The 14833-nt window shown below is 62.7% G+C and carries 12 protein-coding genes; 4 read left to right on the forward strand and 8 right to left on the reverse strand.

Annotated elements, in window-relative coordinates; genetic code table 11:
- Window positions 1–5 precede the first annotated feature (5 nt).
- The 4 genes from IEW81_RS01155 to dut form a co-directional block, all read right to left on the reverse strand.
- Complete coding sequence (locus IEW81_RS01155; RefSeq protein WP_097060967.1) at window positions 6–2822, reverse strand: aconitate hydratase; 2817 nt, start codon at window positions 2820–2822, stop codon at window positions 6–8.
- A 171-nt stretch (window positions 2823–2993) separates the two neighbouring features.
- Window positions 2994–3749: a DUF3159 domain-containing protein gene (locus tag IEW81_RS01160; RefSeq protein ID WP_097060884.1), complete on the reverse strand. Its 756-nt coding sequence runs from the start codon at window positions 3747–3749 to the stop codon at window positions 2994–2996.
- The gene (locus IEW81_RS01165) at window positions 3746–4366 is read right to left on the reverse strand and encodes a DUF3710 domain-containing protein (protein ID WP_097060883.1); all 621 of its coding nucleotides are present in this window, start codon (window positions 4364–4366) and stop codon (window positions 3746–3748) included. The genes IEW81_RS01160 and IEW81_RS01165 overlap by 4 nt, the downstream gene beginning before the upstream one ends.
- On the reverse strand, window positions 4363–4854 hold the full coding sequence (gene dut / locus IEW81_RS01170; protein ID WP_097060882.1) for a dUTP diphosphatase: 492 nt from the start codon (window positions 4852–4854) through the stop codon (window positions 4363–4365). Before dut ends, IEW81_RS01165 begins: the two co-directional genes overlap by 4 nt.
- Window positions 4855–4932: 78 nt before the next feature.
- On the opposite strand from dut, the gene IEW81_RS01175 reads away from it, so the two are divergent.
- Window positions 4933–5385 carry a DUF3093 domain-containing protein gene (locus IEW81_RS01175; protein ID WP_097060881.1) on the forward strand — a complete coding sequence of 151 codons (453 nt, stop codon included), beginning with the start codon at window positions 4933–4935 and terminating at the stop codon, window positions 5383–5385.
- Here the strand turns inward: IEW81_RS01175 and IEW81_RS01180 are convergent.
- A complete protein-coding gene (locus tag IEW81_RS01180; protein ID WP_097060880.1) occupies window positions 5382–5675 on the reverse strand; it encodes a DUF4193 domain-containing protein in 294 nt (97 codons plus the stop codon). The two genes, IEW81_RS01175 and IEW81_RS01180, sit on opposite strands and share 4 nt — an antisense overlap.
- 163 nt (window positions 5676–5838) lie before the next feature.
- Here IEW81_RS01180 and sepH point away from each other — a divergent pair, with 163 nt between their 5' ends.
- Window positions 5839–6903: a septation protein SepH gene (gene sepH / locus IEW81_RS01185; protein ID WP_308421861.1), complete on the forward strand. Its 1065-nt coding sequence runs from the start codon at window positions 5839–5841 to the stop codon at window positions 6901–6903.
- A gap of 16 nt (window positions 6904–6919) precedes the next feature.
- Here sepH and IEW81_RS01190 read toward each other — a convergent pair whose 3' ends face one another.
- Complete coding sequence (locus IEW81_RS01190) at window positions 6920–8050, reverse strand: alkaline phosphatase family protein (RefSeq protein WP_097060879.1); 1131 nt, start codon at window positions 8048–8050, stop codon at window positions 6920–6922.
- Window positions 8051–8062: 12 nt separating this feature from the next.
- On the opposite strand from IEW81_RS01190, the gene IEW81_RS01195 reads away from it, so the two are divergent.
- Window positions 8063–10531 (forward strand): DNA gyrase/topoisomerase IV subunit A, encoded by a 2469-nt coding sequence (locus IEW81_RS01195; RefSeq protein ID WP_102017061.1) that lies wholly within the window; start codon window positions 8063–8065, stop codon window positions 10529–10531.
- Window positions 10532–10668: 137 nt separating this feature from the next.
- On the opposite strand, the gene IEW81_RS01200 is transcribed toward IEW81_RS01195, so the two are convergent.
- Window positions 10669–12180, reverse strand: coding sequence for a carboxylesterase/lipase family protein (locus IEW81_RS01200; protein ID WP_097060878.1), 1512 nt, complete (start codon window positions 12178–12180; stop codon window positions 10669–10671).
- Between the two features lie 47 nt (window positions 12181–12227).
- Complete coding sequence (locus tag IEW81_RS01205; RefSeq protein ID WP_097060877.1) at window positions 12228–14309, reverse strand: DNA gyrase/topoisomerase IV subunit B; 2082 nt, start codon at window positions 14307–14309, stop codon at window positions 12228–12230.
- Between the two features lie 236 nt (window positions 14310–14545).
- Between IEW81_RS01205 and IEW81_RS01210 the strand changes: the two genes are divergently transcribed.
- On the forward strand, window positions 14546–14770 hold the full coding sequence (locus IEW81_RS01210; protein ID WP_097060876.1) for a DUF7455 domain-containing protein: 225 nt from the start codon (window positions 14546–14548) through the stop codon (window positions 14768–14770).
- Window positions 14771–14833 lie beyond the last annotated feature (63 nt).

Here is a 14833-nt window from a genome sequence, read left to right on the forward strand (position 1 = left end):
TCAGCCTAAACGAGACTCCTGAGCACGTACTGCAGGATGCCGCCGTTTCGGTAGTAGTCGGCCTCACCGGGGGTATCGATTCGAAGCACAGCATCGAATTCGACGACGGACTTGCCAGCACCGGAGTGCTCGCTCGGCGTCGCCGTGACGTGCAGTGTCTTCGGCGTCGTGCCCTCGTTGAGCTCCTCGACACCAGAGATCTCGACGATCTCTGTTCCATCAAGACCCAGAGACGCCCAGCTTTCACCGGCGGGAAACTGCAGTGGAAGCACTCCCATTCCGATCAGGTTCGACCGGTGGATACGCTCGAAGCTCTCCGTGATCACGGCTTTCACGCCCAGGAGTGACGTTCCCTTGGCCGCCCAATCACGGCTCGAGCCCGAACCGTACTCCTTGCCACCGAAGATGACGAGGGGTGTTGACTGTGCCGCGTAGTTCTGGGCTGCGTCATAAATGAACGACTGGGGAGCGTCGGCCTGCGTGAAGTCGCGCGTGTATCCACCCTCGACCCCATCCAGCAACTGGTTCCTGAGGCGGATGTTCGCGAAAGTCCCACGAATCATCACCTCGTGGTTTCCACGGCGTGAACCATAGGAATTGAAGTCGCCGCGACTGACGCCGTGCTCCTGGAGGTAGGCGCCAGCCGGGCTGTCTGCCTTGATGTTGCCGGCCGGGCTGATGTGATCGGTCGTGACCGAATCACCGAGTTTGGCGAGCACCCTGGCGCCGGTGATGCTGCTGACCGGCGTCGTCTCGAGTGTCATTCCATCGAAGTACGGCGGGCGGCGCACGTAGGTGGATGCATCGTCCCATTCGAACACTTCGCTGTCAGGCGTTGGCAGCGAACGCCAGCGCTCGTCACCGTCAAAGACCTCGCCATATTCCTTCAGGAACATCCCGGTGTCGATGGAGGTGTCGATCGTGCGCTGCACCTCGGCTGAGTCCGGCCAGATGTCTTTCAGGTAGACCTCGTTGCCGTCGCTTCCCGTGCCGAGCGAATCGGTTTCGAAGTCGAAGTTCATCGAACCCGCGAGAGCGTAAGCGATGACCAGGGGCGGCGAGGCGAGGTAGTTCATTTTCACGTCGGGGCTGATCCGGCCCTCGAAGTTGCGGTTACCGGAGAGCACCGCGGTGACGGCCAGGTCATTGTCATTGATGGCCGCAGAGACCTCGTCGATGAGCGGACCGGTGTTTCCGATGCAGACGGTGCAGCCGTAGCCGACGGTGTAGAAACCGAGTGCTTCGAGGTCGTCGGTCAGGCCCGCTTTGGCGTAGTAGTCCGTAACGACTTTCGAACCGGGCGCAAGAGTGGTCTTGACCCATGGCTTCGACGTGAGGCCCTTCTTCACCGCGTTGCGGGCCAGGAGGCCGGCGGCGAGCATGACGCTGGGGTTCGATGTGTTCGTGCACGAGGTGATCGCCGCGACAGCGACAGCACCGTGGTCGAGGGTGTAGTCGAGTCCTGCTGAGGTCGTGACCTTGACGGGACGCGAGAGGTTTCCGGGTGCGTGACTCACGTGACTGTGCATCACGTCGTTGCCGGTGCCCTCGTCTTCCGGAGTGAACCCATTCGGATCGGACGCGGGGAAGCTGCCCTCACCGGCAGCATCGACGCGTGACACGTCCTGGGTCGTGTAGTCGCCGAGGTCGATGCCGAACTGCGATTTGGCGTTGCTGAGTTCGACACGATCCTGCGGGCGCTTCGGTCCGGCGATCGAGGGCACAACCGTGGCCAGGTCGAGCTCGAGGTACTCGCTGTAGTCGGGTTCAGATTCGGGGTCGTGCCACAGCTTCTGCAGCCTGGAGTAGGCCTCGACCAGAGCGACCTGCTCGTCGGTGCGACCGGTCAGCCGCAGGTAGTCGAGCGTCACGTCGTCGATGGGGAACATCGCAGATGTCGAACCGAACTCCGGGCTCATGTTGCCGATGGTGGCACGGTTCGCAAGGGGCACTTCGCTGACCCCGGCGCCGTAGAATTCCACGAACTTTCCGACGACCCCGTGCTTGCGCAGAATCTGGGTGATCGTCAGCACGACATCGGTGGCTGTGACTCCGGTGGGGATGGAACCGTTGAGCTTGAATCCGACGACCTTCGGGATCAGCATCGAGACGGGCTGGCCGAGCATGGCAGCCTCGGCTTCGATACCACCGACTCCCCAGCCCAGCACTCCGAGGCCGTTGACCATCGTGGTGTGCGAATCGGTGCCGACGCAGGTGTCCGGATACGCGCGCAGCGCACCGTCGACCGTGCGGGTGAAGGTCACTCGCGCCAGGTACTCGATGTTGACCTGATGCACGATGCCGGTCCCCGGGGGGACGACCTTGAAGTCGTCGAAGGCGGTCTGTCCCCAGCGCAGGAACTGGTAGCGCTCACCGTTGCGCTCGTACTCGATCTCGACGTTGCGTTCGAGAGCATTCTCACTGCCGAACAGGTCAGCGATGACCGAATGGTCGATGACGAGCTCAGCGGGCGCCAGCGGGTTGATCTTGTTGGGGTCACCACCGAGGGCTCCCACCGCCTCACGCATTGTGGCGAGGTCGACGATGCACGGCACACCGGTGAAGTCCTGCATGATCACGCGGGCCGGGGTGAACTGAATCTCGGTGTCAGGGTCCGCCGTAGGGACCCATGAACCCAGTGATTCGATCTGCGCCCTGGTGACGTTCTTGCCGTCTTCCGTGCGCAGCAGGTTCTCGAGCAGAACCTTCAGGCTGAACGGGAGTTTGTCGAAACCCGGGACCTTATCGACTCGAAACACTTCGTAGTCGGTTGAACCGACTGTGAGCGTGTCTTTCGATCCGAAGCTGTTCACTGCCGACACTGTCGTCTCCCTTGCTGAACCCGTGATCTCCGCGGGTGCCCTGCCATTTTCACTGCCCGTAGCATCGACTGCCACCAAGGCAAGCCTAAGACTGTTTGAGCATGAGGAATCATGCCGAGCCAATCAAAAGTATCTTGATATCGAGATAAATATAGCACCTGCGTGCGCGCGTTAGCGAGCCTCTTCGCTCGACTTGCGACGATGAACCGTACGCATGAGCAGCCAGGTGACCCAGAGGGCGACCGCATACAGAGGGACGCCGAGAATGAGTTTCAGCGTGGCCAGAGCGTCGACGTTGCCGGCAAAATACAGCGGCACCTCGATTCCGAGACGAAGGCCGAACACCCCGCACCACAGGAACGTGGCGATGAGCGCTACCCGGAATTTGGACTTGTCTGCCCGCCATCCTGCGCCTTCGCCGGTAATCAGCGAGGCGATCACACCGATCAGCGGCCGTCGCGCCGCGACGCTGACGATGAGAGCGACCAGCGAGACAGCATTGATGAAGAATCCGAGCAGGAAATTGTCTTCGGCGCGTCCGGTGATCAAAGCGAACCCTGCGGAGAGCGCGAGCCCGATCACGCCGGCTATCGCTGACGTGAATGGTGACCTCGTCACGATCCTCACCACGACAAACAGCACCGCGATCCCCAACGGAATCAGCACAGAGACGAGAAGATCACGCGTGATCGTATACACAACGAGAAACGCAAGCCCCGGCAGAATGGATTCCACCAGACCGCGCACTCCGCCCATGGCCGCGAGCAGCGCACCGCCGCTGGGCGCTTCGCCCGGCGTCACTGCTCCCAGACCTGAACGACGCGCGGCCGCCGCGAATGTGTCTGCTACGGAGGCGGCATCGCTGACTGGCTCACTCGGGCCATCGCCGAGATCGGAATCACCAGTCACTCCCGTGTTACCGGTCATGCCTGGGCAGCAGCCGGCCCGGTTGCCGGCATGCTCAAAGGAATCAGGTCGCGAGGCGGCATCGGCGTGTTGCCACGTACCACCACGATCGATCGGAAAAGATCCTCGATCTGGGCCGCGCCCTCCCCACCCGCTGCCCCTTCGCCGGCGATCACGCCGCGCAGAAACCAGCGGGGGCCGTCGACCCCGATAAAGCGGGCCACACGGCTCCCGCCAGCCTGGTCCGCGGCCACGGGGATCTCCGCCCGGACTTCCGGGCCGAAAGGGCCGTCGACGACATTGGTCGTCCCACCCTGCTTGTGGATCTGGTCGACGATCTGCTGGCGTATCTCGTGCCAAAGGCCGCTGGAGCGAGGGGCCGCAAACGGCTGCACCTGCAGGGTCGAACCCGCGTAGTCCAGGCCGACCGCCACGACTCGCTTGCTGCCCTCCTCCACTTCGAGTCGAAGGTGGAGATCAGGCCGCGGCAGGATCTTCACTCCGCCGAGATCGACGTACGGCCTGACGGCATTGGCCTCGCTCTCGTCGAGCGGGCCTGCGGTTCCGCGGTCATCCGGAGCTGACTTGGGCTGCTCCTCTACCGGGGCATCGCCCTGGTCTGCTGCGATATCACTCACGATGTAGCTCCTGGTCGTGTTGGGTCGATGTCGGATTCGTCGACGATGGTGATGAGTCCCACGCCGGTCGAGCCGAAGCCCGATCCACCGCGGTGACTCCCGGGCAGTGACGCCACTCGGATGAATTCCGCCCGCGCCACGGGCATGACGACGAGCTGGGCTATGCGATCCCCTACGTCGATGGAGAAGGGATGCTCGCTATCGGTGTTCAATATGGTGACTCGGATTTCGCCGCGGTAGCCTGCATCCACCGTTCCCGGGCTGTTCACGATGGTGATCCCGTGGCGGGCGGCAAGGCCCGAGCGTGGAACCACGAAAGCCGCGTATCCCTGAGGAAGTGCGATGCTGACACCGGTACCGACCGTCGCACGCGCTCCCGGCTGAATAACGTGCTGCTCAGTGGAATGCAGATCTGCGCCGGCGTCGCCGGGATGTGCATACACAGGAGTCTCGCCGCTAGCGATGAGCACTTCGATGTTCTCGGCCACGAGATGAGGCTAGTGCAGAACCCTGCGCGGCCTATGACCGAGAGCGGTGCCTGACCCACTCGGTGTCTAATATGAGGAGTGACGATCTATCGCGAGAAGCTGTGGCCCGCTCCCTGGCTGTTCATCAGCACGGCACTGGTGATCCCCGCCAGCCTGCTGGTGTTTCTTCCCATCAACGTCCTTGTTGGAATCGGATCAGCGATCGTGCTCTATCTAGGCTGCCTGGCGGCGCTGTTGGCTTCCGCGACGAAGATCGAGGTGACCGCGTCGGAACTGATCGCCGGAAAAGCCCGACTCCCCATCAGCATCATCGGATCGGTCGATGGATTCCGCGGAGCTGAAGCGACTCTCGAGAGGGGCCAGCGGCTCGACGCGCGATCATTCCTGCTGATCCGCGGCTGGGTGGATCCGGTCGTCCGGGTCGAACTCGTCGACCCGAACGATCCGGTCCCGTACTGGCTGGTCTCGACCAGAAACCCGGAAGCGGTTTCGAAAGCCATCGACCAGGCCAGGACGATCTCGACGACCTAAGCCGCGCACTCCAGGCAGATCGCGCCGAGCTTGGTCGTGTGATCGACCTGTGAACGGTGCTTGACGAGGAAGCACTCGACACAGGTGAACTCGTCGGCCTGTGCCGGGAGTACGACGACGTCGAGGTCGAGGTCTGAGAGGTCAGCCCCAGCAAGCTCGAAGCTGCCGGGATTGTCTGAGTCGTCCGAGTCGATAGAACCCGAGGTCTTGTCCGGAACGCGCTCCTTCAGGGCCTCGATCGACTCCGAATCGTCGTCGGTCTTTCGGGGTGCGTCGTAATCGGTTGCCATGCCCATCCACTTCTGTCAGCGTCTCGTTTTTGAAGTTCTTTAACGGAATCGCGGGGACAGTGTGCATCAAACCATCTGGAATAGCAAACCATCGGAGCCCCGTGAACTTCGTGCTTTGCGTGTAACTTGCGGCGCGCCCGTTCTATTCCCACGAATCACCCTGATGGCATGCGATTCTGATATCAAATATCCATGGCTGGAGGGCTTCAGCATGCAGGACCTGCGAGTAATCGGAGTAGAGAGCGGCGCATTGCTTGTCGTCGCTGACGACGGAACGAGATTCCGCATCCCCATCGACGAGGTGATGCAATCGAAACTGCGGCAGAGCGTGCCCGATCCGGGCACCGGGCCGAAATTGTCGCCGCGAGAAATCCAGGCTCACATCCGGTCGGGTATGTCAGCACAGGACGTGGCGTCTATCACCGGCGCGTCGTTCGAGTACATCCAGCGCTTCGAGGGGCCGGTCATTGCCGAACGTGAATTCGTCGTGCAATCGGCGCTCGGCGTCCCCGTGAAGGCGACGGCGGACACCGACCCGATGAGCCAGGGTCGCAACTTCGGCACGGTCATCCGGGAACGCCTGCACGAGCTCGGCGCCAATGACGAACGGTGGGCGAGCTGGAAAGATCCCGAAGCAGGCTGGATCGTGAAGCTCGCGTTCACGGCCAAGGAGATCGACCACGACGCCCGCTGGGGTTTCGATCCCAAGAAGCAGTCCCTGACACCCACCAATAGCGAGGCTGTGACCCTGTCCCAGCAGGGAGACGCCAGTGGCAGCATGATGCCGAGGCTCCGCGCTGTCAGTGAACCCATCCCGGACGCGTCCGACTCGGGCGCGTCCCGCTTCGACAGCGGAGCCTTCGCCCTCAGCGAGTCCCAACAACTGTCTCCGACCACGCAGTCTTCCCAGGATCCCGTTTCCATCGCCAGAGGTCGTACCGAGGAATCAGTGCAGGGCAACCAGACCTCTGACCTGCTCGAGGCGCTTCGTCGCCGCCGTGGCGAGCGAGAGAGCACGAATTTCGACGATACCCAATCCCGGGCATCACACCCGTCGACAGGTTCGATCAGGATCGTCGACGTGCAGATGGACCTGTTCGATGACGAGGCAGAAGACCCCATCCGCACCACGTCACCGCAGCCCGCCGTGCGCCGCAAGTCGCGCGCGTCGATGCCGAGCTGGGACGAGATCGTCTTCGGCGCTCGCCCGGACGACGATCCCGCCTAGAAGCGGAATCGCGCAGTCAGGCGAATGCGCCGAACCTGATGAGCGGCACCCGGGATTCTGCGGGTGACCATGAACCGTGTTGTGCGATCATTCCTCGCCCGGCAGGATTCACGATTCGACCGTCGTAGTACGCGATTGCTTTGCGTGCCGCCACGAGGACGTCTCCGATGCGGGGCAGGACTTCCTCACTGACGTCACCGAACCATCCAGCCTGCACTGCTTCTGCCCGGGTCGCTATCCAGGCTCGGCTGTCTTCTGCTTCGTGCCAGCGCGCTACGGTGGCCGCGCGCTGCGCTTCACTTGCGCCTGGTTCGAAGTACAGCTGCAGGCATCGAGGCTCCCCCGCCAGGAATCTCACGCCGTCGAGAAGCTCACCATCCACGAGCACATGCGCATGCTGCGGCACGTCGAGCAATCCGTGGTCTGCGGTGACGAGCACACCGTCTCTCTGGCCCAGGGAGAGCACCAGGTCGCGTACCGCCGCGTCGGCCGACTCGAGCGCCGACGTCCATTCCCTCGACTGCCACCCGTGCGCGTGGCCGGCCTGGTCGAGCTCGGGAATGTACACGTAGATGAGTTTTGGGGCGCCGGTCGTCGCGATCTCGGCAGAAGCCGCCGCCATCCGATCTGCCATCGAGGCTGCGGGCACGTATCGTGCACCGCGGAGCACGGCGGTAGTGAAACCGGAGTTCCGATACCTCGACGGGCCGATGACCACAGGGTCTCGTCCCTGCGCCCTCGCGGTTTCGAACAGGGTGGGGACCCGCTGCCAGGTCGCAGGATCGATCAGCGCATCCCAGCCGGACAACTGGTTGACCACACGGTCGTGCGCGGCATCGAGCACGCTATACCCGACCATGCCGTGCTGGCCGGGCTTCACTCCAGTGGCCAGTGTGGCGAGAGCGGATGCCGTCGTGGTCGGGAATCCGGATTCGATGACCGACTTCGAGGTCATCGCACCAGCAAGAGTTCGAGCGTGGCCCGAGCTGGCCTTGAGGATGTCAGCACCCAGCCCGTCGATGAGCACGACGATCGCATTATCGACGGCAGGCAGCGTGAGGCGATTCTCCTGGCCATTGATGGCATCGAGGCAACTTCGCAACACATCGGCAAGGCTCAATCCGTCTGGTTTGGGCGCCGGTAGCATGGGGGCAATCTTATGGCTACTCCCGAAAACCCCACCAACATCGCTGCCCCGGGCGAGCGCATCGAAGATGTCGATGTCACCACCGAGATGCAGGGTTCGTTCCTCGAGTACGCGTACTCGGTCATCTACTCTCGCGCGCTCCCCGATGCCCGCGATGGTCTCAAGCCCGTGCAGCGCAGGATCCTGTACCAGATGTCGGAGATGGGCCTTCGCCCTGATCGCGGCCACGTGAAGTCATCGCGCGTGGTCGGCGAGGTGATGGGAAAACTGCACCCGCACGGAGACGCATCGATCTATGACGCCATGGTGCGGTTGACACAGGACTTCGTGCTGCGCGTTCCGCTCATCGACGGTCACGGAAACTTCGGCACGCTCGACGACGGCCCGGCCGCTCCCCGATACACCGAGGCGAGACTCCATGCGACAGCACTGGCCCTGACCGAGAATCTCGACGAGGATGTCGTCGACTTCATTCCTAACTACGACAATCAGTTCACCCAGCCGGAAGTGCTTTCTGCCGCATTTCCGAACCTGCTCGTCAACGGTGCGAGCGGCATCGCGGTCGGTATGGCGACCAATATGGCACCGCACAACCTCATCGAGGTCGTGGCTGCGGCGCGTTACCTGCTGGAGAACCCGGCTGCATCGCTCGACGACCTGATGGCCTTCGTGCCCGGGCCCGATCTTCCGACCGGCGGCACGATCGTCGGGCTGGATGGCATCAAAGATGCCTACGCCACCGGGCGCGGAGCATTCAAGACCCGCGCAAGGGTGTCAGTGGAGCCGATCACTGCCCGCAAGATGGGGCTCGTCGTCACCGAGCTTCCGTTCCTCGTCGGTACTGAGCGTGTGATCGAGAAGATCAAAGATGGAGTGAACTCCAAAAAAATCAGTGGCATCTCGGATGTGACAGACCTTACCGATCGCAAACACGGTATGAGACTCGTCATCGGCATCAAGACGGGATTCAGCCCGGAAGCCGTGCTCGAGCAGCTCTACCGGCTGACCCCGCTCGAAGACAGCTTCAGCATCAACAATGTCGCGCTCGTGGACGGCGGCCCCCGCACGCTCGGCCTCAAGGAACTGCTGCAGGTCTACCTCGACCACAGGCTCAGCGTCATCCGTCGGCGCAGTCTCTTCAGGCTCGCGCGCCGCAAGGAGCGACTGCACCTCGTCGAGGGCCTCCTGGTCGCGATCGTCGATATCGACGAAGTGATCCAGGTCATCAGGCAAAGCGATGACAGTGAAAAGGCTCGCGCCAGGCTGATCGACGTCTTCGACCTGAGCCTAATCCAGGCCGAGCACATTCTCGAGCTCCGGCTGCGCAGGCTCACCAGGTTCAGCCTCATCGAACTCGAGAGCGAGGCAGGGAAGCTCAGAACCGAGATCGCCCACCTCGAGCAGTTGCTGGCAGATCCTGCGCGCATCGCGCGGCTGGCGTCTGATGAACTCGAGGAGGTCGCTCTACGCTTCGGAACGCCGCGACGCACACTACTCACCGAAGCGCGTGCCTCGATCGCCACCACCGCAGCATCGCGCCGGAACGCCGCCATCCTGGAAATAGCGGATGCTCCCTGCGAGGTGATCCTCTCGACCACGGGTCGCGCAATCCGGGTCGATATCGCACCGGATGGAGGCGACGAACCAATGGCCGGGAAGCCCGCGAGACGGCGATCCACACACGATGCGATCCGCTCTCGACTCATCACGACCAGCAGAACCGAGATCGGTGCTGTCACCAATCTCGGTCGGCTTATCCGGTTCACCGCGGTCGACCTTCCAAGCGTGCCGTCGAATTCGATCCAACTCGCCGCGGGCACGAAGATCACGGACTACCTGGCGATCAGCGGGAAGGAGACCGTGGTCGGTGTCGTTTCACTCGATTCGCAGACACCGATTGCGCTCGGAACGCGCCAGGGCATCGTGAAGCGAGTGATTCCCGGCTCGTGGCCGTTACGGCCCGATGTGGAGATCGTCGCCCTGAAACCCGGTGACCAGATAGTCGGTGTAGCCCACTCCGGAGACGAGGACGAACTGGTTTTCGTCACCACTGACGCACAGTTGCTGCGGTTCGGATCGGCGCTTGTGCGACCCCAGGGTGTGGCTGCCGGCGGAATGGCCGGTATCAATCTCTCTGCAGCCGCCTCGGTCATCTTCTTCGGTACCGTCAACCCAACGCTCGACGCGGTCGTTGCCACGGTATCGAGCTCGACAGCCACCATCGCCGGTGCAGATCCCGGACGCGCGAAGGTGTCGTCGATGGACGATTTCCCCGCGAAGGGCCGGGCGACCGCAGGAGTGCGCGCGCACAGCTTCCTGAAGGGCGAGGATTCGCTCATGATCGCGTGGGCCGGTTCCGCCCCTGCGCTCGCTGTGGGCACCGACGGTTCTGTACGGCACCTGCCGGACCCAGGGGCGAAGCGGGATGCATCCGGCAGCCCGCTCGACGGTGTGATCGGCTCGATCGGGTCATCCCTCTAGCCCGAGTCACCTGAGCCGTCAGCTTTGCGTCCTCAGTTCCGGCCGTCGGATACACCCTGGCGCCAATATCCATGAGTGCCACCATGGAGCGGTCGGCGCCCAGCTCGGCCACGAGAAGGTGCCTGGGCCGCCTTTCGCTAAACATGCGGCACAAAATCCTGCCACGCTGTGCGCCTGTCACCACGAGGATCCTCCTCGACCGCATCGATCGCGTCGATCAGCAGCGTCTTGCGTCGCCGCGACGTGTACTTCGGCCACCCTGTCAGTGTGCCGTTGCGGGCGAAACTCACCCAGTGGTCCTGCATGCGAACACCCGCCCGTTTGAACGCCCTTCGGCCACCCAGCGAGCCCAGGAGTCGACCGAATATGCCATCCATCCTGTCGAAAAGAGCGAACAGTTCCAGCCCGTGAGTCGCGTCGTAGCCTGCCCACCGCACCAGTCGTGGCGCGATATCGAAGCGATAGAAATGAACGTGGGCGAAGCGCGAGTGACGTTCTGCGACCTTGACCGAGGGGAACCAGAACGCGTAGTCCCCGCCAAAGTCTGCCGCTGCCCTGCGAGCTGGGAGCCCGGGGTACAGGGCCTTCAGTGCCTTTCGAGATCGCTTGCGCGTCCTGGCGAAGATCGCCCGGATGCGCGGCGGAGTCGTCGCGAGAATGTCGAGCCTTCCCGTGAAGAGCGAGCCCTCACGATCATTGGTGCCGATGATGAGTGAAACGGGATGCGCACGTCCGGCCTTGAAGGCATCGAGGGGCCGTTCCGGCAGGAACTCGCCATCGATGACCGGACTCAGTGCGATGGTGCCGGGGTGCCGATCCGGGGCCAGTAGCTGCATTCTCGTGGTTGCGGCGACGATGTCGTCGATGCTCGCAGTGGACAGGAGCCGGCCAGCTTCATCGGACGACGTGCTGTCGGTGCTCGAATCGTCTGCGACCTCGCTGAGCAGCTCGACGAACTCGCCTGCCCACTGTGCGGTCACGTCGCTGGGATAGACCGCGTTGGCCGGCGAACTCTGCGCGATCGCCCTGGCGAAAAGCCCTGCGGCCGCGGGAACGGTCATGAGAGTTGTCACCGCATTGGCGCCAGCCGACTCTCCAAAGAGAGTGACATTCGATGCGTCTCCCCCGAAATTGCCGATATTGTCCCGAACCCATTCGAGTGCCGCCACGACATCGCGGAGCCCGAGATTGCATTCCAGCGGCCGTTCGGGTGTTGAGAAGCTGCTGAGGTCGAGAAATCCGAGGGCGCCGAGGCGGTAGTTCATGTTCACGAAGACCACACCCCGTCGCACCAGCACCTCGCCCTGGTACCGGATCTCGCGTGACGAACCCACGCTGTACGCTCCGCCGTGTACCCAGACCATTACCGGCAGCCCGTCGCCTTCCGGTGGCGAGATGACGTTCAGTGTGAGGCAATCCTCAGAGATAGGGACGTTGGATGCCGGCCCGAGAAACTGTCCCTTCCGGTCCTGCGGGGCCACGGCACCGAAGTCCGTGGCGTCGAGCACCCCCTCCCACGGTCGAGCCGGCGCAGGCGCACGGAACCTGAGATCGCCGACCGGAGGTGCAGCGAACGGGATACCCCGCCACATCCTCAGTCCCCGTCGAAGCACTCCCTCGACGGCGCCACTGGTTGTCTCGACCCTCACTCGCGCATTCTACGTAGCCCGTGTGGACGGGCGAAGTCGATCAGACGCTAGACGTCGATCCGGTCCCTGTCGAGCCCGTTCCCGGCGATGATGAACTCTTTACGGGGTGCCACGTCATTGCCCATCAGCAGCTCGAAGACCGTCGCGGCCATCTCGGCATCCGGCGAATTGACGCGACGAAGGGTGCGATGCTGGCGATCCATCGTCGTCGTAGCCAGCTGGTCGGCGTCCATCTCGCCCAGCCCTTTATAGCGCTGGATCGGATCCTGGTATTTCTTTCCGGTCTTCTTCAACCCGGCGAGCACCGCGTTCAATTCGCTCTCGGAGTAGGTGTAGATCGTCTCATTCGGTTTCGAACCCGGATTGATCACGATGACCCGATGTAATGGAGGCACCGCCGCGTAAACCTTCCCGGCGGCGATCATCTCTGGCATGTACCGGAAGAACAGGGTGAGCAGCAGCGTACGGATATGTGCACCGTCGACATCGGCGTCGGCCATGATGATGACCTTGTCGTAGCGTCGCGCTTCCAGGTCGAAGCTTCGACCAGAGCCTGCGCCGATCACCTGGATGATCGAGGCACACTCGGCATTCGAGAGCATGTCGCTCACGGAGGCCTTCTGCACATTGAGGATCTTGCCGCGGATGGGCAGGAGGGCCTGGTACTCGCTGTCGCGACCCAGCTTCGCGGTACCGAGGGCCGAATCGCCCTCGACGATGAAAAGCTCACTGTTGGCGACATCATTCGACCGGCAGTCGACGAGCTTCGCCGGCAGGGAAGAGCTCTCGAGCGCGTTTTTTCGGCGCTGGGTCTCTTTGTGGGCGCGGGCGGAGATCCGAGATTTCATCTCAGCGACGATTTTGTCGAGCACGAGAGCGCACTGCGCCTTGTCGTCCCGCTTTGTCGACGTGAATCGCTCGGTCAGCGCCTTGCTCACCACCTGCGCGACGATGTTGCGCACTGCCGGGGTGCCGAGGATCTCTTTTGTCTGTCCCTCGAATTGAGGCTCAGGTACCCTCACTGTCAGCACCGCAGTAAGCCCTGCCAGTACGTCGTCTTTTTCGAGCTTGTCGTTACCCAGTTTCAGCCTGCGGGAATTCTTATCGGCCTCCGCGCGGAGGAACTTGAGCATCCCCTGCTCGAAGCCCGCCTGGTGGGTGCCACCCTTCGGTGTCGAGATGATGTTCACGAAGCTCTTGAACACTGTGTCGTAGCCTGTGCCCCACCGCAGCGCGACATCGACCTCGCAGGTGCGGGTCAGCTCCGTGGGCGTCATGTGCCCGTTGTCCTGCAGGACGGGGACGGTTTCGGTGAATGTACCTTCACCGCTCATTCGCCAGGTGTCCATAATCGGGGCATCGGTCGCGAGGTGCTCCACGAACTCACCGATGCCACCCTCGAAGTGATAGGTCTCGTGTGTCGGCTCGACCGGTCGCTCGTCCCTGATGTCGATCCTGAGCCCTGAAACGAGAAATGCGGTCTGCCTGACACGATCCAGCAGCTCGTCGGTCTGGAACGTCGCACCTTTAGCGAAGATCTGACGGTCTGCCCAATACCGGATGCGGGTACCCGTGACGCCCTTCGCAACCTTGCCCACAACGCGCAGTTCGCTGTTCGATACGAACGGGGTGAACGGCGCATCGAGGGTTGGCTCACCGCCACGATCGTCGAAGATGCCCGGTTCACCGCGGTGGAACGACATCGCCCACGTCTTGCCGTTGCGGTCGACTTCGACGTCGAGTCGCTCAGAAAGGGCGTTGACGACGGATGCACCGACTCCGTGAAGCCCACCGGATGCCGCATACGACCCTGAGCCGAACTTGCCGCCGGCGTGGAGCTTCGTGAACACGACCTCGACGCCAGACAGGCCCGTCTTCGGCTCGATATCGACGGGGATGCCGCGCGCCCTGTCACGCACCGTCACACTTTCGTCCTTATGGAGCACCACGCTGATCTCGGATCCGTGGCCACCGAGCGCCTCGTCTACCGAGTTGTCGATGACCTCCCACAGGCAGTGCATGAGTCCGCGGGAATCGGTGGTGCCGATGTACATGCCCGGCCTCTTGCGCACCGCCTCAAGGCCTTCGAGCACCGAGAGGTGACGGGCGGTGTAGTCAGCGCTCGACATGACTGCCTCCGGGTAAGTGCCAATGATCGGTATCCACCGTGTTCGATGGCGACCTCAACCATACGGTTCCTGTCCGTTGCGAACCTGCTTCGACACCCGTGAGCGTCGTAGTGACAGCCACACTGGATTGCCCGATACGCGTTCAGCGAAATACCCGGCAAATGACGCATCGCAGTAACACAGTCGTGTTTGTATTGAGGAAAGAAAGTTCACGCGTCGACCCGAATGGAGCGCTCATGTCTCAGATCACCACCGAGCTACCCCCGGAAACGGATTACACCCTCTCAGCGCTTGACCGCTGCGACAGCTGCGGCGCGCAGGCGTACATCCGGGTCACCCTGAACAGCGGCGACCTGCTCTTCTGCGCACACCACGGCAACCAGTTCAAAAGCAAGCTGTTTCCCACAGCCCTGAACTGGCACGATGAGTCGAGCCGTCTGCTGCAAGACCGCACGGTCTGAGCTCCAGCACACTAAGTTCGTGAGGGCCGGCGTTTACGCCGGCCCTCACTTCTTTGCCAGGAA

Origin of the sequence: Salinibacterium xinjiangense, from assembly GCF_014645015.1 — a bacterium.
GTDB classification, from domain to species: domain Bacteria; phylum Actinomycetota; class Actinomycetes; order Actinomycetales; family Microbacteriaceae; genus Rhodoglobus; species Rhodoglobus xinjiangensis.